A 22,780-nucleotide genomic window follows, 5' to 3' on the forward strand; every position below is an offset into this window, starting at 1 on the left:
AAGTGTTAATAATGGCATGGTCATGGTGAATTTCCTGAAGCGCCGGAAAGGGCACAGGTTAATGGGCCATAGGTTTGTAACGACTTTGGACGACCGCCGGGCACATCCAGCTCGGCTTCGCAGTGGCGCCCGTCCGGGGTTTCGGCCCGGAAGACGTTTTTCTCCCGCAGGTTTTCCATCCAGACGATACCGTCCCAGCCAACATATTCCGTGGCGCTGTCCGGGCGAATAATCTGGGTAGAGACGGGCAGAGGATTTCCCTGCTGGTCATGTACAACCACGCTGGCCGCACGCAGTGGCTCAATAGGGAAATGCAGGAGGTAGCCGCTGTCGCGTTTAACCGCAAAGCGCTGCTCGACGCTGGAGGTGGTCATATCGGCAGGCAGATCCAGCGTATCGATATCGTACTTCGCCGGGTAGTAAGAGCTAATGCCCGGCACCAGCAGATAGCCTTTGGCGTCGGTTTTGCCCATCGCCTGGTTTTCATAGCGTACGTTAATATCTGGATAGTCGGTTTTCACCAGCACAAAAGCGTCGTTGACCTGGTTGGCGGCAAAATAGCTGCCGTCCATCAACACCAGCGAGCCGGTGACATCCGCCCATTCCGTGCTGTAATCGCCATCGCCGTAAAAGCCCGCTGAAGTTTCCACTTTCTGGTTACGCCAGCTCAGGCTCGCCTGTTTATAGTCGCCGCCGCTGCTCTGGTTTGCCCAGGAAGCATCGTAAGAAAAACCGCCGTCGGTAGGCATCGAGCGGGAAACCGTGGCGCGTTGCGAAGTGATGCCCTGCTGATCCCTGGACACGCTCAGGCTGGCATTGCCGCGTTCGCTGAAGGGGATCACCAGCGAAACGGTGCCGGACCACTCGCCCTGCTGCTGATCGCGACTGGCGGAAATATAGAGGCTGCTGTTGCCCCAGATATTTTTACTCCATGAAAGGTTCAATAGCCGGGTGCGATCGCCGCTGCCGCTGGTGATATCAATAAAGGCCGCCCCCAGGCTGCCGTAGCTGTCGAGCGATACGCTGGCGCTATACTGCGCGCTGCGTCGGCTGAGAGTGTAATCCGTGCCCGCTACGCCGCTGTTGCGGTCGCCATACAGGGCAAGATTGCCGAAGTCAGCCGAGCGAATAATATGCTGGGTGCCAATATTAAAGCGGCTATTGCTGTACTGATAGCCCCAGCTGTACTGATTGCCGCGCTCGCCGTTCATCTGGCTCTGCGCCAGAGCCGCGTTGACCACGCCCAGTGAACCCACCCGTAACTGACCGCCAGCGCCGCCCTGAGCCAGGGCATCCGCACCTTCGGCGTGGCTTTCCAGCGTCAGCCAGTCGGTCACGCCATAGCGCCAGGAACCGCTGGCGGCCGCTGAACCATAGTCAAAGCTTTTAACGCCGTAATTATTACGCAGCGCACCGGCGGAAAAGGAGAAGTCGGAGAGACCAGGCTTCAGCAGGTTACTGGAGACGTAAAAAGGCATAGTGGTAGAGACGCGCCGACCTGCCGCGTCCGTGGTCACCACTACCGCCTCGCCCGCACCGTTAACAAACGGCATATTGGTCATTGACCAGGGACCGGGCTGTACGCTGTTGGTGCTGCTTTTATAGCCGTTAACAAAAAGGTCAACCGTGGAAGGCACTGCCGCCTGGCCGGAAAACGAAGGCAGGGGATAAGTCACCAGGTCGGGCCGCACGGAAAAGTCACGCGCTATCTGAATCCCGCCCAGCCGCACGCTGCTGCTCCACGACAGCGAATCGGTAATCAGATCGCCCACGCGCCAGCTTAGCGAGCGGTTCTCATCCTGATTGCTCCAGTATGTGTCGTAGCGTAGATAGCCTTCATTTTGTGCGCCCGCCTGGCCGGAAAGCTGCTGCTGATAAACGCCGTTACTGGAAAACTGCCCCAGCGCGCCAAACAGGCGAAATTCATTAAAGGCGGAAAGGCGGCTGCCGTTAGAGGAGATATGGCTGGTATAAAGATCGTAATTAAACAGCGCGCCGGTAGAGGTTCTGCCTGGATAGCGCGGCCCGTTTTGCTGCTGGCTCTCCAGGTTTTGCCTGGGTAACCAGCCGGGCGGCACGGTTAACAAAATGCGCTGGCGCGCCTGGTCATATTCCGCCTTTACCTGCGGCATAGCGGATACATCCATCATGGAAGAGGTAATCAGCGCCGAAGGGATGCCCGCCCGCTGCAAATCGCCCGCGCGCAGCAGGTAGTGATTATCGCGAAATTCGACCGGCACGACCTGGCCGTTATCCTGCTCGTTTACCACCAGCCCCAGCATATATTGCTGATTCTGCGAGGTTGCCGCGTTAGGCGTGGGCGGCGGTGGTAAAGAGGAATAGGTTTCCGCGCGACCGGCCACGGGGAGCAGGCAGCTTAACAGGCTGATAGCCAGGGAACAGCGTCTTTGTGACGCAGATCGCCTGCTCATCGGCTAGCGGGACGAACCGGTGCTACGCCAGGTCTGGTGGTTATCCAGCTCCGCACTCAGCGTTGAACGGCTGGAGGCCGGAAAGCTCAGTGGAAAAGTATTGCTGGAATGCGCCAACACGTAGCCAAACAGGCTGTTTGACAGCGTTCGACCGCCCAGCGAAACGTCGCTTAATCGCGCATGGCCGTTACCGTTATTGGTAATGCGCAGCATCGATCTGCCATTCTGGTTAACGATTTGCCAGCTCAGATCGGGCTTCGCCGCCTCGGCGGAAAGACCTTCGCCGTAGGTAAACAGCGGCACGGAATAGCGCATCTGAAAATTCAGCCCGGCCTGGTTATCACCCGGTTTTTGCGGCGTGGGGATCTCATCAAGCAAGACCCGGTAAGCCACCTCCGTTCCGGCAGGAGGCGGTACCTGGTTAATTAATCTGACCAGCTGCTTTTGGCCCGGCTCTATTCTTACCAGCGGCGGACTGGCGACCACGGTTTGCTGCGTCTGATACTGCTCGTGGCCCTCTTTTTGTTCCCAGGTAAAAACGCGAACCTGCATCAGCGTGGTCGCAGCCCCACGATTTTCCAGCCACAGCTCGGTGGCTTTATCGCCGCTGTGGATTTTAGGATCGATAGGCCAAATCAATACCGAGTTTCCTGCCCATGCGGGCAGCAGCGACCCGGCAAAACCCGCCAGCAAGGTCAGCATACGTAACATCTTCATCCTTTCTCTCCCTGTTTTACCAACTCAGCGTCACCGTTAAGGTATCGCTGTAAGTACCCGCCCGACGGACGCCGCTCATTTGCAGCAGGCCATAAATCGGTAGCGTAATGTTATTGGCATTGCTATAGGTCAGCGCCACGTTTTGATTGACCGGAATGGCGCTTGCCGCACTGTGGGTGGCACTGGTATAGAGCGAATAAGCCACCAAATCCGTGTTGTTAGCGATTTTAAGATTGCGCGTGCTGGAATAGTTACTGCCGCCGTTAATGCTCATATTCAGCGTGGTGCCTGGCGTACAGGCCAGCGTAATCGTCGAGCTTTGTACATAGCTGGCACTGGCCGAAACCGACCCGACGCCGGGCTGCGTGCCGAAATTTAACGTGCCGAACACGCCCGTATTGGTGCCGGAAACAACGCAGCCGTTAGCAATCGTTGCCGAAACCTGAAAAGTCTGCGTGGGCAGCGCCCGTGCCGAACCGATAACAAAAAAAAACGCGAAGCAGAGCGGCCTCAGATTCGCCAGTCCTGTTACCCGCTCCGGCACGATGCGCTCCCTGAAACCATCGGTCAGTAATTTACGGCGACGTTAATCGTGTCCGTGTAGGTTCCTGCCGGAATAGCCGCATTGAAGCCGCCGCCCGTTATACGACCATAAATAGGGTAGTTATCACCGTTGGTCGGATCGGTCGTGCCCGTGCTGGTCAGGTTAGTATTATTGGCGATGGGCGTGGTGTAAGAGGTGGAATTATAAAGGGTATAGGCAATGCCCTGCGTCGCGTTACTGCCTAAAATCAGATAGCGCGGCTGTGCGGTGACCTCGCCAAAAACGGTAGCCGGTGCGGCATTGCTGCTGGTCAGCTGCACGTTATAAGTCTGGCCTGTTGTGCAGCGCACAAAAATACCGTTACCCAGCGCGCCAACCAGCGTGGCGTTCAGCGTATCAAAAGTTGCCGCGCTGCTACCAAAGTCTAAGGTACCGAAGTTAACGCCGGTGGTCGCGGTTTGCCCGTTGACCAGACAGCCGGTGGTCAGCACCAGCGTAGCGTTGATTGTTCCCGTTGTGGTGGCGGCAAAGCCGGAAGAGGCCACGCCGAGGCCCAGGCCGCAACCCAGCAGAAAAAGCTTCATTTTCATAATCAATCCTTACCGATCAGACCAATGGAAGTACTTTTTCGCCCGGTGTTAATAAACAAGCAATGGCCGCGCTACAGTAAGCGTAAAGCCAGACAAAGTGCGCCTGACAGAGAGTAAGGCGCGCCTGTTAACAATCTCGTAATCTCTTTTATGTTTTACACTATAGATCAGCCTGAAAAACTCAGGGAAGCGAAACGCAAAAATAATGTTAATGAATTGAAAGCAGTGCGCGGGCCCGCTGCTGAAGGCAAAAACGCGCGACAGAAGAAAATAATCAAGATTAATCCTGGGTTTCGCTGGGCAAAAAAAAGTGCGGATGCTAAGGTCATCGGGCAAAGCGGTACTGCTAATAAACCTGTTAAATTATAAGGAGATAGGCGGAAAACTTCCGTCCTGCCCGCAGGGAGCCGCCACTTTATTCCCCCTGGGGTAAAGTTGATTACCATTTAGCCGATACCGTAATTATTGAAAACGCTGTTGTAGCTTCATCATCCTATTATCCAGTGCCAGAAAACTGGCTTTTGTATCAGAGACTTGCATATGCTTATGAGCTCTTACGACCAGTTACTGGTTATTGTCTCCATCTTTGTCGCCTTCCTGGCTTCCTATACCGCGCTGGATATGGCGGGCAGAGTCGCGACGTCGACCGGCAAAGCGGCCCGGGTCTGGCTGGTTGGCGGTGGTTTTGCCATGGGCATCGGTATCTGGTCTATGCATTTTATTGGCATGCTGGCGATGAATCTGGCAATGGTCATGAGCTACGATCCCCTGCTGACGCTGGTCTCCATGTTTGTGGCTATTGCGGCGTCGATTTTCGCCCTGTGGATCGTCTGCTACGGCATACTGACGATCTCGCGGCTGATGGTCGGCGCGGTAGCCATGGCCAGCGGCGTGGTAGCGATGCACTATATTGGCATGGCGGCCCTGATGTTTGAGCCGGGGATAAGCTGGAACTGGAGCTGGATAGCGGTATCCGTGGTGATTGCGCTGGTGGCGTCAACGGCCGCGCTGTGGCTCGCTTTTAAACTGCGCGAAGGCGGCGGACACCTTGCGCTGCTGCGCGCCGGAGCGGCTTTGATCATGGGCGCGGCGATTGCTGGCATGCACTATAGCGGCATGGCCGCCGCCAATTTCCCGATGGACAGCCACGCCACGCAGATGGGCGTTAACAGCAACTGGCTGGCGGTGCTGGTCGTGGTGGTAACGCTCTCTATTCTGGGCATCACGCTGGTGGTGTCCACGCTGGATGCTCGCCTGCAGGCGCGCACTTCGGTACTGGCTTCTTCGCTGGCCGAAGCAAACCGCGAGCTGGCCCAGCTGGCGCTGCACGACAACCTGACGCGTTTGCCAAACCGCATTTTGCTGGAAGACCGGCTGGATCAGGCGCTGAACAAGGCGATGCGGGAAGATACCTCTTTCGCCCTGATGTTTATGGATCTGGACGGTTTCAAGGCGGTTAATGACGCTTTTGGCCATCACGTTGGCGATAACCTGCTGGTAGCCGTCACCGATCGGATGAAGAATCTTCTGGTAGGGCACCACACGCTGGCGCGTCTGGGCGGTGATGAATTTGTCCTGCTGGTCGAGATCAGCGAGCCGAACGACGCGGCCGCCGTGGCCGATATGCTGGTGAAAGCCATTGACGAGCCATTTTTAATCTCGCGTTATGAGCTGGTGGTATCGCTGAGTATCGGCATTGCGGTGTATCCGGGCGACGGTAACGACGAACGCGAGCTCATGTTTAACGCCGATGCGGCGATGTACCATACCAAAAATAACGGCCGCAACGACTACAGCTTCTTTCAGCCGTCAATGAACACTATCGCCCAGAATCAGCTCCAGCTGATTAACGACCTCTGGCTGGCGCAGGAACATAACGAGCTAAGACTCTTCTATCAGCCAAAATTCTGCGCGCCACAGGGGCCGATTGTTGGCTTTGAGGCACTTATTCGCTGGCAGCATCCGCAGCGTGGCCTGCTGACGCCCGATATCTTCCTGCCGCTGGCGGAAAAAACCGGACTGATCGTCAGCATCGGTAACTGGGTAATTAATGAAGCCTGCCGCCAGCTTAGCGTCTGGCACCGGATGGGCAATACGCAATGGTCGGTGGCAGTCAATCTTTCTTCGCTACAGTTTGAGCAAAGCGGGCTGGTAGAGACGGTGGTTAACGCCCTGAAAGAGCATCAGATCCCCCCGGAGCTGCTGACGCTGGAAGTTACCGAAACCACGGCGATGCGCGATCCGGACGAAAGCGTGCGTATCTTAACCGAGCTGACGGAGCTGGGCGTCAAAGCTTCTATTGACGATTTCGGCACGGGCTACTCCAGCCTGCTTTATTTAAAACGCCTGCCGGCCAACGAATTAAAAATCGATCGCGCCTTTGTTAACGAGCTGCAAACGGGAAGCGAAGATGCCACCATCGTCACCGCTATCGTTGCGCTGGCGCAGACGCTACAGCTAAAAGTGGTCGCGGAAGGGGTAGAAACCCGGGAGCAGCAGGATTTTCTTACCGGCCTGGGCTGTAACTCGCTACAGGGCTATCTGTTAGGAAAACCGGTGCCGGCAGAGCAGGTGCCGCAGCTAAAACACTATGCGGGCGACCATATTTCTAACCAGCCGCCGACGTTAGTCAAAGCGGCTGAAGAGCCGGAAGAAGCGCCGGTCGTTTCTAAGATTGTTTAATTAAGGTTCGCATAACTATAATAGTTGCTCAATTCCGAGCGCGGGCCTGTAACAGTTTGGCAAAATATCTTCAGCTAATTGAAAAAATCCAGCAGCAGATCGATCGTGAGATCTGGCTGCCGGGCGACAAACTTCCCTCACTGCGCGAGCAGGTTGCGCAAAGCGGGATGAGTCTGATGACGGTGATGCACGCCTATCAGGTACTGGAGAGCCAGGGCTGGATCCTGTCCCGTCCGCAGTCGGGCTACTTTGTCGCGCCGCGGGCGGAGTTTCTGAGCCAGCCTGCCAGCCATCAAAAAGTGCAGCTCACCGAGTCGGTGGACATCAACGACTTTATTTTTGAAGTCCTGCAAGCCTGCCGCGATCCCGGCATTGTGCCTTTTGGTTCCGCTTTTCCCGATCCCGAACTTTTCCCGCAGCGACAGCTGATGCGCTCGCTGACCGCCGTTTCACATTCGCTAAAACCGGCGGATGCGTTAAACAACCTGCCGCCGGGCAACGAAGCATTGCGGAAGACGCTGGCGCAGCGTTATGCCTTACAGGGCATCCAGGTTTCGCCCGAAGAGATAGTTATCACTAATGGCGCAATGGAAGCGCTTAACCTGAGCCTCCAGGCGGTTACCAAACCCGGCGACTGGGTTGTGGTGGAAAACCCCTGTTTTTACGGGGCGCTACAGGCTATTGAACGGCTACAGCTGAAGGCCGTGGCCATCGCCTCACATCCCCAGCACGGCATCGATCTTGACGAGTTGGCCAGCACGCTGGCCAGGCTGCCGGTAAAAGCCTGCTGGATGATGTCGAACCAGCAAAACCCGCTGGGCTGCACGCTAAGCCGGGAGAAAAAACGGGATCTGGTGGCGCTGCTGGAGTCATATCAGGTAACGCTGATTGAGGATGACGTCTACAGCGAGCTCTATTTTGGTAGCGAGAAACCGCTACCGGCCAAGGCGTTTGAAAAGCAGGATACGGTGCTGCACTGCTCGTCCTTTTCTAAAAATCTGGTGGCGGGTTTTCGTGTTGGCTGGGTAGCGGCGGGCAAGCACGCGCAGCGCATTCAGCGTTTGCAGCTGATGAGTACAATTTCAACCAGTGCGCCCATGCAGCTAACGCTGGCCAATTATCTGGGTACGCGTAGCTACGACAGCCATTTACGTAAGCTAAGGCAAAAGCTGGAGCAGCGCAAAAATCTGGCGCGCCAGTCGCTGCGGCGGCACCTGCCTGCCAGCGCGAAGATCAATGATTCGCAGGGCGGCTATTTTCTGTGGATAGAGCTGCCGCCTGAGGTAAACAGCACCGAGCTTTATTATCGCGCTTTACAGCAGAAGATCAGCATAGCGCCGGGCAAAATGTTTTCGACCGGCGAGCAGTACGCTAACTATTTCCGTTTTAATGCCGCATGGGAATGGAACGAGGAACGGGAAGCGGCGGTAGCAACGCTGGGCGGGTTAATAAAAGAAATGCTTTCACTCACCCAGCGCTGGAGCTGACAGGTTAAACGTGGGAGGCGCGCTGCTGGCCCCAGGTTAAGTGGTAGACATCGTAAAAATCGACTTCACCCTTTAGCGACAGCAGTTTTTCAATGCCCTGTTTTACCCGGTCCGGCACCTGGCTGCTGGACAAAATGTCCTGAATTGCCTGCTCTGACAGCGTGCGCACATAGTACCACTCGCCGTTATAGCAAACGCGCAGATCCAGCGTATCGATATCCTCAAAGCGATAGCGAGGATTCACATCCAACAGCATCAGTCCGCTCATTAGCAGCACAAAAAAGGTCGCGCCCCAGAAAGCGGGCCAGCCCAAAAATTCCGTGGTGAAGATCAGCGCAACGGTCAGGGCATAACAGACATACATGGACGCCCATAAGCCAGGATGGGTTTTCAGAAAGTTAAAGCTGAAACGCGGCCGGTTATCACGCTGTTCTTCGCGATTAAGGGTGTCTATTTCGCGCAGCAGTATCTGTTTAACGTCTTGCACCTGGTACCTCCTGTCGATTCAGATGCCAGTAAACCACGTTATGCAAATGAATGGCAGACACAGTTGTTGGCAATAAAGCTATAACAGTTGCTATCGGCAGACGGAGCGGAGCGCCGAATGCATCCAGGCTCAGGATGATGACGAAAACCATTCTTAATCGCGTTCTTATTTTTAAAGGGGGTATATTATTAATATCTCCCTTTATTTGTATAACTTAACTGGCGACTATTTTTTATTTTCTTAACAAAGTTATTTGTCTGCATTATAAATAGGCATTAATTAATGCGGGAATAATTTAATACTGGCCGGCATTAAAAAGTATAATTCCGCCACATAATAGAAAGCAGAGGCGGAGCGCCAGACATGTTCAAAGATGATAAAATAAAAAAATCACGGCACTCCGCTATTGTCTGGATGCCCGACTTTGTTCTGCGCCAGCAGAAAAGCGTTGATGAATGTCGATGTCCTGGCTGCCACAGTTCGCCGCCTTTATTGCAATTTCGCTGGAAAAACCATGTACGCCACAGCGCCAGTATTGGTTGCGAGCGAGCAGCGAAGGCCATTCTCTGCCATCCCACCGCATTCGGTATTAACGTTAGCGAAGCCGTGGCGGAAAACCTGCCTGAATTAAATCCCGATCTGCTGGCCGTTAATCAGGCATGCTTGCGGCTAATGGCAGAGTATCAGGCAGAGCCAGAAGCGTTTCTTTTTGCGCTGAGCCGTTTTATTTCCGGGTTTGAAAAGAGTAATGGGCAAACGGCATATACTATCGAACAGGCATTGTCCGCTTTACAACCGCAGCAGCTTCGCCAGGAGTTTATACAGCGAAGGCCGTTTGATATCGATAAGCTTGCTGCCTTAAGAGCGTTAAGCGAAGCCAGTTTAGACCGTGAACACAGCAGAATAGCGCAAAAGCTAAATAAACTGAAAGGCGTGCCGGACAGGTTACTACGGCAGAATCTGCACGTGCTGGAAAAACAGTGGCACAGCGGTACACCGCAGCAGGCTTTACATAACTATCTTTATTACGAGCTTTACCATAACTTCTTTCCCGGCTGTGCCAGGCAGCAATGGCAACAAAACCTCGCTCTGCTTTGCCAGAAGATCTTCCGTCTGAAAATACTCCTTATTTTTTCGCTGCGGTTTGATTATAGCTGCGACGATATTAGCGTGCTGGTTGCCGCCTGCCACCGCACAGGCGTTTTTCGCCAGTAATAAAGCTGTTAGCCTGTCGGGTATTAATAAAAAAAAACGGCACGCGGCACTTTTTTATGCCAGCCGGACTGGTTTGTTACTGCATCAGAAAAAATAAGAGCGTCAGCAGTAAAATAGCCTGGGCCAGACATAGCCAGCGCCAGAAGCTTTTACGCACTTCTTGCTGTGGCAGTGAGCCAGGCTGCTGATTTTTGTTTTGCCATTCCTCGCGGGCTTCTGCCTCTTTGATCTGTCCGTTAGCCGTAAAGAAAGGGGAAGCGGTGATTTCATCAGGCGCTGAAGAGACCGTCTGCTCGTCGTCAGGCAATAACCACTGGCAATATTCAGCTTCCAGGATATAACCTTTCTTAGGGATGGTTTTAATTATTCGCTGCTGTTTGCCATTATCCTCAAGCGCTACGCGTAAGGCATGGACTGCATTGGGTAAGCTGTTATTACCAATAACGCGGCGTTCCCAGACCAGCGAGGTAAGTTCTTCCCGCGTTAGCGTCTTTCCCGCATGCTGGGCCAGAGTCAGCAGAAGCTTGAACTGATATTCGCCTAGTCGCCGCTTTTCCCCCGTCAGCTGATGTATCAGTGAACCTGAATCTTTATCAATCAGCCAGTTGTGAATGACATAGTGCGAAGCCATAGCAGAATTACCCATAGTGTCATAACAGAATAAATGGGCTTAATTTTCCCATTTTTTTGAGATGAAGTCCCCTGCTATGGCAGGTTGATTAAGATGATGTTTAGACGGCCTTTTTAATAAGTCTGCATCACAACTTCTTTGTTAATTTCTTTTATTTATGAAGTTATGACCGGGGTAACTTAACGCAAATGAAGTGGGCGGCAATATGGGCGGCCGCTTAAAAAAGATAATTTGCGTTAAGTAAATAAAAAATAACATTTTATGTGATAAAAATCCTTTTTTTCTTATTGCATCTTTTCCGGTAGATGCCACAATTAATTAACAATTAAGATCATTCAAATAACAGGAGACGCCTTATGGTGACCTATGCCGGTAATCTGCTTGCGATGATGTCTTTTGCCGCCGGCACCTTCTCCGCTGGCGCGTCAAATAATCCACAGTATATGACTTTCCAGCCCGCCAGCGGCGTTCCTAACAATCCTCTGCCGCTGATTATCTATCCGCGCGTGGTACCTGGCGATGTGGAAGATCTTGCTGTCTGGTTTGAAGATACCTTTGCCCGACACGGCTGGCTGCCGCGCTGGCGTTTTCCTGTCTTTACCTATACCCACTATCATCCCAACACGCATGAATTACTTGGGATAAGTGCGGGCTGGGCGCAAATTCTGTTCGGCGGCGAAACGGGGCGTGCAGTGACCGTTCATGCGGGCGACGCTGTGTTAATACCGGCTGGCGTGGGACATCAGCAGATGGCGGCAAGTGAAGATTTTATTGCCGTTGGCGCTTACCCACGGGGGTTGCAGCCCGACACGCGCCGTAGCGACCTGGAGCATGTTGAAGCCTCGGTAAACGCGATCAAACGTGTCCCTATGCCGCAGCATGACCCTGTTACCGGTGGCGAAGGCGCAGTAACCGAGATCTGGCATCCGCTCCAGCTATAGCGTGGGCCTTGTGCTCTATTTTTAGCGATGTGATAGTTACCGTTGGATATTTTTCGGGCTATGTTCGCTGGTAAGTATATGTTTCCCTGTAGCATTCGGGCCTGACAAACAGATCTGGACAAACGACCGCTGAGACAGAATTTATCACTGTAGAATGCTGGTAACAAAGACATAACATTAACCGCGTAGCGCTATATGGCCCATATTTTATAAAAATACCTGAAGTTTTGATAAAATTTACTTTTGGATTTCTGCTTACATTTCAGTTGTCTTAAGAGGTTTTCTGATTAGGTTTGGTTGAGGTTTGTGTAGTTAATCTTAAGTTTGCGTCGGCAGTCAGCGATGCAACTTTGAACATCTACACAAGGAAGCAGACCATGAAACCCATCACACGTCGTAGCTTTATGTCTTTTGCTGCCGGAGGCACGGTAGCGCTTGCGGCCGGCAGCGTTCATGCGCATGACCAGACGATACAGGTGCAGCCCTGGACGGGAACCATGGGCGGCAGCGATCCTGGCCCCCACGATCCGGTGCGCCAGGGTGAAAACCCGGATATTGTTAACCCGCCTCCGACCGACAGCGGTACTTTACCTAATCTGCGCTTTTCCTATAGTGATTCTCACGTGCGTAAAGGCAGCGGCGGCTGGACGCGACAAATTACCGAACGCGAACTGGGCGTCTCTAAAAGCATTGCGGGCGTCAATATGCGGCTAAACAGCGGCGGTATTCGCGAGCTGCACTGGCATAAAGAGGGCGAATGGGCCTATATGCTTTACGGTAAGGCGCGTATTACCGCGCTGGACGTCGACGGGCACTGGTTTGTTGATGACGTTGGCGTGGGCGATCTGTGGTACTTCCCGCCTGGCGTTCCGCACTCTATTCAGGGCCTAGGCCCGGACGGCTGCGAGTTCCTGCTGGCTTTCGACAGCGGCGGTTTCGATGAAGACAGTACTTTTCTGCTCAGCGACTGGTTTAAACATGTTCCGCCGGAAGTGCTGGCAAAAAACTTCGGCGTGCCGGTGGAAACCTTCAATAAACTTCCTTCGCCGTCCGATGAATATATTTTTGCCGCCAACGTCCCGGGCGATTTGAAAAGCGATGCCATAGCGGGCGCAACCCGTTCAGAGACCGCATTCAGCCACAGAATGCTGGCGCAGCAGCCCATTACGCTGAAAGGCGGCACGGTACGTATTACCGACTCTTCGGTGTTTAAAGTCTCCAAAACCATTGCGGCGGCGCTGGTCGAGCTTCAGCCTGGCGCGATGCGTGAGCTGCACTGGCATCCTAATACCGATGAGTGGCAATACTATCTGGAAGGCGAGGGACGAATGGGCGTGTTTGCCTCTTCGGGCCAGGCGCGCACCTTCGATTTCCGCGCCGGAGACGTGGGCTATGTGCCCTTTGCGATGGGGCATTACATAGAAAATACTGGCGATAAGCCGCTGCGTTTTCTGGAACTGTTTAAAAGTAGCTACTACGCCGATATCTCGCTTAACCAGTGGCTGGCCTCGACGCCGCCCGAACTGGTGCGCCAGCATTTGCATCTGGACGATACCTTTATGCAGGCGCTGGACACTACCAAAAAGCCGGTGGTGGGCGGTTAACTGTCTCAAAGCCGCAGGGAAGCAGCACGTAAGGGATTCCATCAGCCGCAGGGAAGCGGCACGTCAAGGATTCCATCAGCCGTAGGGAAGCGGCACGTCAGGGATTCCATCAGCCGTAGGGAAGCGGCACGTCAGGGATTCCATCAGCCGTAGGGAAGCGGCACGTCAGGGATTTCATCAGCCGCAGGGAAGCGATATAAAGGGTTCTGTGCGCCTCCGGACTTCATTATCAGCCAAATATCGCCAATTACGTCCGCTGTCACTTTCCTGTCATCTTTCTCTTTCAGCATGAGTGCCAATAAAGCTAACCGACTTAAAGTAAGGAACTTTTATGCGCTTTCGTTATTCACTGCTGGCCAGTGCGTTGCTGATCGGTCACTTTGCTCAGGCAAAAACCACGCCGGTTAATCTTGACCACTTCCAGACGACCATCGAAACCACCACGCCTGCCAGCAGTAACGCGCAGTTTGTCGCGCTCGACAGCCAGATCCAGCAGTCGCTAATCGATGCGCTAAAAGGCGATGCCGACAAGCTAACGCGAGCGCAGCTGGAAAAAGCGGAGCAAAGCAGCAAGCTGGCGGACAAAAAGTGGCTGAAAGAGAGCGGCTACGACTTTGGCAAAAAAGCGAACCAGCAGGCAGGCATCGCGCTGTTAAGCGCGTTTAGCACGCTGCCAAAAAGCACGCTGGATGCCAGCATGCACGTGGTTGAACAGGTGAACCTGAATGCGACGAACGGCCAGCGCCAGCAGGCAATTATCGATGCAGAAGGGCAAGACCATCTCTTTTTCCTCGCCGACGCGCTGGGGCCAAAACTGGGCCAGGCCTTTCTGAATGCGTACAATAAGGGCGAAATCGGCAAAGCTGCTGCGTTAATTAAGGCCAGCGAGGTCAGTACCGGCGCGGCCAAATCGCACTTTAACTATCCGCGTCCCTTCCTGATGCCCGGCAATACCATTCACGCCGTGCCGGACACGGCAGTAGTGAAAGATAACCAGCCGTATCAGGCCAGCGAAGGCTCTTTCCCCAGCGGACATACCAATACGGCCTGGACGGATGGGCTGCTGCTGGGTGAAATGGTCCCGGAACGCTTTGTACCGCTGGTTGACCGCGCCGCGCGCTACGGCTATTCCCGTATGGTGCTGGGCGTGCATTATCCCATTGATTTAATTGGTTCACGCATGGTGGCGCAGCGTAACGTCGCGCACTACCTGAACGACGCAAAATATCGCGCGCTTTTTGACGAGGCGAAAACGCAGCTGCGCGCCGCGCTGGAAAAAGAGTGCGGCACGACGCTTGCCGAGTGCGCTAAACCGGCAGGCGCGGCCGATCCTTATGCCGTGCCGCAGATGCGGGAGTTTGCGCATTTTGCCATGACCTACAATCTGCCGCAGGAGCGCCAGAAAATGGCGCTGAAGGTGCCGGAAGGCGCGGAAGTCCTGCTGGAAGCGCCTTTCCCACATCTGAGCGCGGCCCAGCGTCGCCAGCTAATGGTTTCGACCGCCATTGCCGCAGGCTATCCGCTATCGGGCACGACGGCGGATCAGAATTTCTGGCAGCGGCTGGATCTCTCTGCCGCCGCCGCAAAAGGGCATCGTTAAAAAAGCGGGGCGACAGTGTTCGCCCCTTTTCTTATCGGGCTGGCTTATCATCTGAGGAACTCTGCTCCGGCGTCTTTACGCCAATTTCCGGCAGCGTACCAAAATCCAGCTTTTTATCCTTCAGCCGTTGCGCAATCTCCTTGCTGATATCCGCGTCAGGCGCGAAAGAGAATGCGGCCTGGGCCGGGAGAATAGCGGACAGCTTGTGTTCCTGGCGATAGCCGTCGGCGGCTTCCTTAATAGCCAGCAGCGCCACACCATCAATCTGGCGTCTTTCACGCTGCCATTCAATATTCAGCAGCTGGCGATCGGCAAGCAGCGCCGCCGCTCGCTTATCTTCCGGCAGTTTTGCGCCGTTCTCCTGGGCCATTTGCAGACCTTCCTGTAGTTTTGCATCGACGGCTTTCAGCCGTGCCTGCTGCTGTTCTGCCAGGCCCGAATCTTTCATTACCTGTTCGGCATCAACAAACTTTATGACCGGTGGTTCTTTATGGTCACAGCCTGTCAGCAGGCTACCGGTTAACAGAATGCCAATAGCCAGACCGCTGATTTTTTGCTTCATCTCTTCTCCTTAGTTTCCGGGGCGGCTCGTGGTTTCCCTGCCCGTGCGCGTTATCAGGCCGGGTGGAATATAAACGATGGCGGAAGACTGAATGAAAAATATCCGTTAGCCGTTGATATAAATCAATTAAATTTGGAAGGACACCAGCAGCGTAGCGCAGCGATGGATAAATGCGCGCTGAATTACATGCTAAAGTTATCTTCCCGATATCGATCAAGGAATCACAGCTATGTCGCACACTTCTTATGCCAGCCGCGTTATCACCGCTACGCCAGAGAAAATCTGGCCGCTGATTGCCGATTTTAACGGTCTGCCAAAAATCCATCCGGCCATTTCCGCCAGCGAGCTGGAAGAGGGCGCGACCAAAAGTGAAGTCGGCGTAGTACGCAAGCTGACGCTGCCGGAAGGCCACGTGCGCGAGCGTCTGGTCAAGCTGGACGAGCAGCACTGGGAGCTGCATTACGCCATCCTCGACGGCATCATGCCGGTGACGGATTATGTTGCTGTCGTCAAACTATCGCCAAAGCCGGATGGGACTACGCTGGCCGAATGGTGGGCGGACTTTAAAGTCGCGGCGGGGCAGGACGAGCAGGAAGTGGCGCAAAGCGTCAGCGAAGGCGTTTTTGCTACCTGCCTGCAGAATATTGCCCAGCAGCTGGCTTAAGTAAGGAACGGCCATGACCATGCAGCTTAGCGTACAGCGCTACCATCCTCGCTATCAGGCTGGCGTAAGGGATCTGATCCTGCCGATCCAGAATCATGAATTTAATATCGCGATTACCGCGGAACAGCAGCCGGATCTAAGCGATATCGCCGGTTTTTACCAGCAGGGTTCAGGCGATTTCTGGCTGGCGCTGGCGGACGATCGCGTGGTGGGCTGCATTGGGCTGAAGGATATTGGCCAGCGGCAGGCCGCGCTGCGTAAGATGTTTGTAGCGGAAGGCTGGCGGGGCAAGGATCGCGGTGTAGCAAACAGCCTGTTGCAAACGCTGATTGCGCACGGAAGAAAAGAGCAGCTAACGGAGATTTGGCTGGGCACAACCGCGAAGTTCCTGGCAGCGCACCGCTTTTACGAAAAGAACGGCTTTAGCGAAGTGGCGGCAGTCGCGCTTCCGGCGGCTTTTCCACTAATGAAGGTTGATACGAAGTTCTATCATCTGACGCTATAGCAGGAAAAAGAGGGCGAATGGTTCGCCCTCTTTTTATCAGGATTCGCCAGTGGTGCTCATCTGCATCAGATCTTTATCAACAAAGAACAGGCCCTTACCGCTGTTACCAACCAGCGCCAGCTTGTCCAGCACGGATTTAAACAGTTTCTCTTCTTCGTGCTGCTCGGCTACGTACCACTGCAGGAAATTAAAGGTTGAATAGTCCTGCGCGGTCATAGAAGCATGCGCCAGCTCGTTGATTTTTGCGGTAATCAGCTGCTCGTGTTCGTAAGCCTGCTCCAGCACTTCGTTCAGCGAAGTAAAGGTGACCGGCGGCGCGGCGATGGTGCCCAGCACCGGCATCGCGCCGGTATCGCTCAAATAGTTGAACAGACGCTGCATGTGCTGCATCTCTTCCCTTGAATGTTCACGCAGGAAAGCGGCCGCGCCCTCAAAGCCTTTGTCGGCACACCAGGCGCTCATCTGTAAATAGAGATTGGCGGAGAAGAATTCCAGGTTCAGCTGGTCGTTCAGGCGAGCGGTCATTTCGGCAGTCAGCATAGCGGCTCCAGAGTTTAATTATTTCGCGCATTATGCACGCGCGGTAATAAAATAAAAACCATTATATTAACAATTTTGTCTTTTTCTATGGGGAAGGCAAGAGTGATAATTATTATCATTTTTCCGGCCGGGTTAAATTCTGCGAAATGGTTTTGATAATTATTCTTATTACATTATTGAATTTATTTTTAAATGGCGCTTTTATATATTTTTCACTGCGCACAATATGGCAGCGATATTTTCAGGATAAATAAGCTCTTCACTCTGCTGCAACGCATCCATTGACCACCAGGCTAAGCCGCTGATAACGTGCCGTTCATGATCGCTCCAGCCCGTAGTGTTTATAGCAAGGTTGTCCGTTCTGACCAGGTAAAAGCGCTCCTCTGCCCAGACTTCGTTGCCATCAGGCAACATCCTGGATAAGCAGGCGGGCGGCAGGGCGTTTTTTCATCAAAGCTTCTCTTCATTTGATAACGTTAGCTATTTTACTTCAAAATCATAAGGTTTATAAAGCAAGCGCAGCAAAAATAGCGTGAGCATCAAGAGTCACAAAATCGATTAATGTTAGTTTTCAAGCTTGCCAGCCAGCATGAACTTTCATATGCACGATTTTTGCATTGTGCGGGGAAATCAAAGGGATAATAAAGCTACGTCGTATTACTAAATTCTTCTGTTAATAATCTGTCTTCAATTCTTTAATCTGAAGTGCAGCCGATCTTATCTTAATAAAATATTTCACAGATAAAACCGGCTGCCAGGACAATTAAAACGTTTCCCAGTTACCCTCATCCTTCACCACTGCGGCCGTGGCGGGGCGTAATTTTTTGGGTGCGCTGCTTGCTACCGGAGACGCGTGCTGGCCGGTTCGGAAGACGGCCACCGCCTGAGAAAGCCGGTTAGCCTGTTCTTCCAGCGAAGCGGCGGCTGCGGCCGACTGCTGCACCAGCGAGGCGTTCTGCTGCGTAACCCGATCCATCTCCGTGACGGCCAGGCCAATCTGGTCGATGCCCCGGCTCTGCTCGTCAGAAGCAGAAGCAATCTCCGCCATAATATCGGTTACCCGTACCACCGCATTGACGATATCGTGCATGGTCTCACCGGCGGTAGCGACCTGATGCGAACCGGCATCAACGCGGCTGACCGAAGCTTCAATCAGCGTCTTGATCTCTTTTGCCGCCTGGGCGCTGCGCTGCGCCAGATTGCGTACTTCACCCGCTACCACCGCAAAACCACGGCCCTGTTCGCCAGCTCGCGCCGCTTCAACCGCCGCGTTCAGCGCCAGGATGTTGGTCTGGAAAGCGATGCCGTCAATCACGCTGATAATATCGGCAATTTTCTTCGAACTGCCCGCAATCTCGCTCATGGTTTGCACCACGCCGTCGACCACTTTGCCGCCTTTCGCCGCCGTTTCCGAGGCGCTGGTTGCCAGCTGGGAAGCCTGACGGGCGTTTTCGGCGTTTTGCTTCACCGTGGCGGTCAGCTCTTCCATGCTTGCTGCCGTCTGCTCCAGCGAGGCGGCCTGCTGCTCGGTACGTGCAGAAAGGTCGTTGTTACCCATGGAGATTTCGCTCGCGCCGGTATAGATAGCATCGGAGCTTTCCCGCACATGGCTGACGGTGGTGGTCAGCGACTGCTGCATCGCCACCAGATGAGCCGCCAGAACGGCAATTTCACTGCGGCCTTCGACGACCAGCGTTTTAGACAGCTCGCCTTCAGCAATATGCTGAATATGCGTTTGAACCTGCTTCAATGGCTGCAGTAAAACATCCTTAATTACTTTCCAGATAACCAGTACGACCAGCAGCAGCATGACGATAACCGCTGCCAGCGTCCACGTCATATGCGTGAAGCCCTGCTGGTTCTCAACTATCCCGGTTGCCAGCAGTTTCGCATTTTGCGCGCGCCACTGGTTGTAGCTTTTTTCGAGATTATCCTGCGCTTTTTGGGCTTCAAGATTGCCGTAGGCCTCGTAATTATTAGCGCCAAGAAACTGAATGGACTGCTTCATTATATCGTGGAGCTGCTGGTAGCTGTCCGTTACGCTGCCGGCAACCGTACTGCTTTGTCCGGCAAGCAGCGGAGCGTTTTTGTAACGATCAAAGTGCTTTTGTGCATCATCAAGCGTGGCCGTGGCGTTAGACAGCAGCTGGTTGATGGACGCCAGCGTTGCCGGATCGGTTTGCTTCTTCAGAATACGGATCGCGGCGCGGTTGATGCTGATGCGCGTTTTAAGCAGCGTCTGCCACGTATCGCTAAGCTGTCCCTGCTGTTGCGTCAGCACGCTGGCGCGGGTGAAATTATCTTTATCCTGGCTAACAGCGTTGAAAGAGAGCGCGCTGGAGATCAGCAGCAGCCCGCTAAAAATGACCAGCATGATAACAATGCTGGTAACGACTTTAAGATTTTTTATCATGCTTCGTACTCGTGGGGGGGGCCTGGTAAAAGTTTATCGGTGAGAAAGGCAGAGAACTTTATGGTTTCCAGGCCGCGGCAGAGAATAAAATTTGAGCTGAAACGATTAAACCAGGGGAGGAGAAGCAGATTTGATTTAGGGTATGCTGCGCCAAAAGTGGGCACGTTTTTTGCCCATGCCCGACGCGCCTGTTGAGGTAGCGTTAGCTATTGCTAAGCCGCCACCATCGGGAACGGTCTGTGTTCGGCTATTGCTAAGCCGCCACCATCGGGAACGGTCTGTGTTCGGCTATTGCTAACCCGCCACCATTGGCAACGGTCTGTGTTTAGCTATTGCCAGCCCGCCACCATTAGCAACGGTCTGTGTTTGGTGATTACCAGGCCGCCACCAGCTGGAGCAGTCAGGATTCAGCTATTGCCATGCCGCCACCATTAGCAACGGTCTGTGTTTGGTGATTGCCAGGCCGCCACCAGCTGGAGCAGTCAGGATTCAGCTATTGCTAAGCCGCCACCATTGGCAACGACCGGTGCTCAGCTGCTGGTAAGCCTGACGCAGCTGTCGTGACGAAAGCTGGCGATATGTCTCAACGTCGAGCGGCAAATTTAACTGCTGGTGAAGCCAGTGGTCGCTAACCTGCTCGCTATTTTTAATGGAAGCGGCGGGTAAGGCGCGTGCTAAGGAAGCAATGCTCTCCTGCAGCGCTTCGGTAGTGAAAGCCGCGACCGTATCGGCCATGCGGAAAATAAACTGGTCGATATGATGAAACAGCTTATCTGTCGTCAGCGAGGGCGACTGTAGCGCAAACAACAAACCCGCCTGGCCCGCCATTTGCTGAAAGCGGCAGCTGACGACATAGCCAATATTCTGTTCGACCCGCAGCTGCTGAAAAAAACGCGGTGCCAGCAGCGCGGCCAGCAGTTGCCAGCTGGCAAAGCTTTCAGCGCTGGTCGTGACGAGCGGGCAGAAAATAATTGCCGCCGCGTCGGGGCTTTGCGTTGGACAGAGATAACGCGGCTGTGCCGGTAAGGAAACTGGCGGCGTTGATGGCGGTACAACGCTGCCCGGCAACTGTGAAAGCAGACGTGCCAGTCTGTCTGCCGTTTCAGCATCGGAACCGTAATAGATTGCCTGCCAGCGTAGCGTCGATAAAGCTGCCGTTGCCAGCGTTTCGGCGCTGCGGCTATTTTCGCCTGGCGGCCCGCTCAACAGATCTGGCGGCCCGTTCAGCAGATCTGGCAGGTAAGCCAGCAGGCAACGCACGGCAATATCGCTGGCAAGCGTCTGCTGCGCTTTGCGGTAAAGCCTGTCGGCAAAGGCTTGCGTAGTGGCTGAACAGTCCCGAAAAGCGTTCAGCGCCTGATGCAGGCCATTAATCAGCTGCTCGTTTTTTCCGCTTAGCCGCAGCAGCCACAGGCCGTGCTGACGAGTAAAGCTCAGTTCGCCGCCGCGATGCAGGCATTCAGCCATGACCGGCTGTAGCGCCGCTTCAATAGTGGCCGCCGCGCGGCGGGATAGCTGCTGGCCGGGCTGTAAACTGAGCAGCAGCGAGCTTTCACCGCTGGCGTTGATCGTCCGCAGCGCGGCCCGCGTGGCGGGGAGTTCGGGCAAAACAGCTTCCTGCACAGGAGAGTAAAACGTAAATACGGGCGCTGAAGAGGACACGGCAGGCAAAGCGAAAGGGCGGCAACGAAGCGCAAATCCCTGCGCCTGGACAAGCGGCGCGCTGACCGCAGGCGATACCCATAAGCGGCTCATATTCTGCGCGTGAAGCTGTGTTAACAGCGTGGCCGGGTGTTCACTGGCAGGAGGAAAACCAAAGGCCAGCGCGCGTAGCCGATCAAGGCTGGCAAGCTGGCTAAAGCGCCGCTGCGCCAGGCGAGTATAGTGCAACAGCTGCGCCTGCGTTAAATCCGGCAGTTGCGCCAGCCAGCGGCAAAACACCGCTTCGATTTCCGCGCACTGTTGCGGCTGCAAGCCGCTGAGGTGAAACTGAACGCTCAGCACCGACTGCCGTGGGCTGCGATAGGGTTCCAGTAGCAGGATATCGTCGCACAATCCTTTTGCCCGTAGCGTTGCCAGTAGGCTGCCTGGCGCTTTGTCGAGCAGCAGTTCCTGCAACAGCGAAAACGCGGCGGGATCGTTACCGACCAGAAAGCTTATCTGCAAGTGTTCAGCGGCCTGGCTTTGCAGCGCAAAGGTTCGCGTTCTGGACAGCTTTAAAAGCGGAAACGCGGCGGACTCAGTATCAGGATGGCATGAAACGGCTGCCGCTTCGACAAGTGCACGTGAAGAAGAAGCTTCGGTTGCAGAAAGCGCACGTGCAGAAGAAGCGTCTGTCGCAGAAAGCGCACTGGCGGAGGAAGCTTCGGTTGCAGAAAGCGCACGTGCAGAAGAAGCGTCTGTCGCAGAAAGCGCACCGGCGGAGGAAGCTTCGGTTGCAGAAAGCGCACGAGCAGAAGAAGCGTCTGTCGCAGAAAGCGCGCCGGCAGAGGAAGCTCCCGTCGCAGAAAGCGCAGCGGCAGAAGAAGCCGGGACAAATGCCCGCGCGGCCTTCTCCGCCAGCGCGTTAAGCTCCGCCAGCGGCTGTGGGCCAGTCAGCCAGAGTTCCAGATTGCCGCTGTGGAAAAATTGCCGATGATAATCATGCAGCGCCTGCTGCAAAGCAGCCGCGTCGTCGCCAAAATGTTGCCGACTGCCGACGTGGAAATCCTGCAAAGGATTAGGCGAGGTAAAAGCCAGGCTCAGCGCCGCTTCGCACAAGGTGGGTTCGTGACTTTGCAGCATGTGGTATTCGGCATCAATCGCTGCCGATTCTGCGGCAATAGCGTCCGCAGCCAGCAGCGGCCGTGCCAGCATATCCGTCAGCCTGCATAGCGCCTCGTTCAGCTGCTCTGGCGCAACCTCGACAAACCATGCGGTGCTGTGTGCCAGCGTGGTGGCGTTTAGCCGTGCGCCGTTCGCAGGTGCCCAGGCCATCAGCCGCTGCTCATCCTGAAAATTTTCACTACCGGCAAACAGCACGTGTTCCAGCAGGTGCGCCAGGCCAGGCCAGCGCGCCGGTTCGTCAAAGCTGCCGGCCGCCAGCCGAAACAGCGCGGCGGATCGCGTAGCGTCAGGCTCGCAAACGGCCTCGACTCGCAGGCCGTTCACCATGCAGGAAGCCATG

The 22,780-nt window shown here is 54.5% G+C and carries 18 protein-coding genes and 1 pseudogene; 9 read left to right on the forward strand and 10 right to left on the reverse strand.

Features of this window, described 5'->3' with window-relative positions; genetic code table 11:
- Positions 1-20 precede the first annotated feature (20 nt).
- From KUE00_RS11190 to KUE00_RS11205, 4 genes are all read right to left on the reverse strand, one after another.
- On the reverse strand, positions 21-2,432 hold the full coding sequence (locus KUE00_RS11190) for a fimbria/pilus outer membrane usher protein (RefSeq protein ID WP_246759963.1): 2,412 nt from the start codon (positions 2,430-2,432) through the stop codon (positions 21-23).
- A 3-nt stretch (positions 2,433-2,435) separates the two neighbouring features.
- Positions 2,436-3,149 carry a fimbrial biogenesis chaperone gene (locus KUE00_RS11195; protein WP_246759965.1) on the reverse strand — a complete coding sequence of 238 codons (714 nt, stop codon included), beginning with the start codon at positions 3,147-3,149 and terminating at the stop codon, positions 2,436-2,438.
- Between the two features lie 16 nt (positions 3,150-3,165).
- Positions 3,166-3,630 (reverse strand): Csu type fimbrial protein, encoded by a 465-nt coding sequence (locus tag KUE00_RS11200; protein ID WP_246760125.1) that lies wholly within the window; start codon positions 3,628-3,630, stop codon positions 3,166-3,168.
- 86 nt (positions 3,631-3,716) lie between these two features.
- The gene (locus tag KUE00_RS11205; RefSeq protein ID WP_246759966.1) at positions 3,717-4,283 is read right to left on the reverse strand and encodes a spore coat protein U domain-containing protein; all 567 of its coding nucleotides are present in this window, start codon (positions 4,281-4,283) and stop codon (positions 3,717-3,719) included.
- A gap of 150 nt (positions 4,284-4,433) precedes the next feature.
- Here KUE00_RS11205 and KUE00_RS11210 point away from each other — a divergent pair, with 150 nt between their 5' ends.
- From KUE00_RS11210 to KUE00_RS11220, 3 genes are all read left to right on the forward strand, one after another.
- Positions 4,434-4,652 carry a hypothetical protein gene (locus KUE00_RS11210; protein ID WP_246759967.1) on the forward strand — a complete coding sequence of 73 codons (219 nt, stop codon included), beginning with the start codon at positions 4,434-4,436 and terminating at the stop codon, positions 4,650-4,652.
- Between the two features lie 171 nt (positions 4,653-4,823).
- Positions 4,824-6,965 (forward strand): putative bifunctional diguanylate cyclase/phosphodiesterase, encoded by a 2,142-nt coding sequence (locus tag KUE00_RS11215; protein ID WP_246759968.1) that lies wholly within the window; start codon positions 4,824-4,826, stop codon positions 6,963-6,965.
- Positions 6,966-7,021: 56 nt separating this feature from the next.
- Positions 7,022-8,452: an aminotransferase-like domain-containing protein gene (locus KUE00_RS11220; protein ID WP_246759969.1), complete on the forward strand. Its 1,431-nt coding sequence runs from the start codon at positions 7,022-7,024 to the stop codon at positions 8,450-8,452.
- A 4-nt stretch (positions 8,453-8,456) separates the two neighbouring features.
- On the opposite strand, the gene KUE00_RS11225 is transcribed toward KUE00_RS11220, so the two are convergent.
- Entirely contained in the window at positions 8,457-8,939 is a 483-nt protein-coding gene (locus KUE00_RS11225; protein WP_246759970.1) for a YlaC family protein, read from the reverse strand.
- Positions 8,940-9,302: 363 nt separating this feature from the next.
- On the opposite strand from KUE00_RS11225, the gene KUE00_RS11230 reads away from it, so the two are divergent.
- A complete protein-coding gene (locus tag KUE00_RS11230) occupies positions 9,303-10,154 on the forward strand; it encodes a hypothetical protein (RefSeq protein WP_246759971.1) in 852 nt (283 codons plus the stop codon).
- A gap of 315 nt (positions 10,155-10,469) precedes the next feature.
- Here the strand turns inward: KUE00_RS11230 and KUE00_RS11235 are convergent.
- A pseudogene (locus tag KUE00_RS11235) lies at positions 10,470-10,785 on the reverse strand (winged helix-turn-helix domain-containing protein); the annotation flags it as partial.
- A gap of 356 nt (positions 10,786-11,141) precedes the next feature.
- Here KUE00_RS11235 and KUE00_RS11240 point away from each other — a divergent pair.
- The 3 genes from KUE00_RS11240 (at position 11,142) to KUE00_RS11250 (ending at position 14,930) form a co-directional block, all read left to right on the forward strand.
- A complete protein-coding gene (locus KUE00_RS11240; protein WP_246759972.1) occupies positions 11,142-11,726 on the forward strand; it encodes a cupin domain-containing protein in 585 nt (194 codons plus the stop codon).
- A gap of 377 nt (positions 11,727-12,103) precedes the next feature.
- A complete protein-coding gene (locus KUE00_RS11245) occupies positions 12,104-13,330 on the forward strand; it encodes a cupin domain-containing protein (RefSeq protein WP_246759973.1) in 1,227 nt (408 codons plus the stop codon).
- Positions 13,331-13,661: 331 nt separating this feature from the next.
- Positions 13,662-14,930: an acid phosphatase gene (locus KUE00_RS11250; RefSeq protein ID WP_246759975.1), complete on the forward strand. Its 1,269-nt coding sequence runs from the start codon at positions 13,662-13,664 to the stop codon at positions 14,928-14,930.
- 31 nt (positions 14,931-14,961) lie between these two features.
- Here the strand turns inward: KUE00_RS11250 and KUE00_RS11255 are convergent, their stop codons facing one another.
- Positions 14,962-15,492, reverse strand: a complete 531-nt coding sequence (locus KUE00_RS11255) for an OmpH family outer membrane protein (protein WP_246759976.1) — start codon at positions 15,490-15,492, stop codon at positions 14,962-14,964.
- Between the two features lie 229 nt (positions 15,493-15,721).
- On the opposite strand from KUE00_RS11255, the gene KUE00_RS11260 reads away from it, so the two are divergent.
- Both KUE00_RS11260 and KUE00_RS11265 read left to right on the forward strand, forming a co-directional pair.
- Positions 15,722-16,156: an SRPBCC family protein gene (locus KUE00_RS11260; RefSeq protein WP_246759977.1), complete on the forward strand. Its 435-nt coding sequence runs from the start codon at positions 15,722-15,724 to the stop codon at positions 16,154-16,156.
- A gap of 13 nt (positions 16,157-16,169) precedes the next feature.
- Positions 16,170-16,661 (forward strand): GNAT family N-acetyltransferase, encoded by a 492-nt coding sequence (locus tag KUE00_RS11265; RefSeq protein ID WP_246759978.1) that lies wholly within the window; start codon positions 16,170-16,172, stop codon positions 16,659-16,661.
- Between the two features lie 36 nt (positions 16,662-16,697).
- Here the strand turns inward: KUE00_RS11265 and ftnA are convergent, their stop codons facing one another.
- From ftnA to KUE00_RS11280, 3 genes are all read right to left on the reverse strand, one after another.
- The gene (gene ftnA / locus KUE00_RS11270; protein ID WP_246759979.1) at positions 16,698-17,201 is read right to left on the reverse strand and encodes a non-heme ferritin; all 504 of its coding nucleotides are present in this window, start codon (positions 17,199-17,201) and stop codon (positions 16,698-16,700) included.
- A gap of 763 nt (positions 17,202-17,964) precedes the next feature.
- The gene (locus tag KUE00_RS11275) at positions 17,965-19,614 is read right to left on the reverse strand and encodes a methyl-accepting chemotaxis protein (protein WP_281434577.1); all 1,650 of its coding nucleotides are present in this window, start codon (positions 19,612-19,614) and stop codon (positions 17,965-17,967) included.
- A gap of 489 nt (positions 19,615-20,103) precedes the next feature.
- Positions 20,104-22,779, reverse strand: coding sequence for an insulinase family protein (locus KUE00_RS11280; protein WP_246759980.1), 2,676 nt, complete (start codon positions 22,777-22,779; stop codon positions 20,104-20,106).
- Position 22,780 lies beyond the last annotated feature (1 nt).

The sequence above is a fragment of the Erwinia phyllosphaerae genome (assembly GCF_019132875.1).
GTDB lineage: Bacteria > Pseudomonadota > Gammaproteobacteria > Enterobacterales > Enterobacteriaceae > Erwinia > Erwinia phyllosphaerae.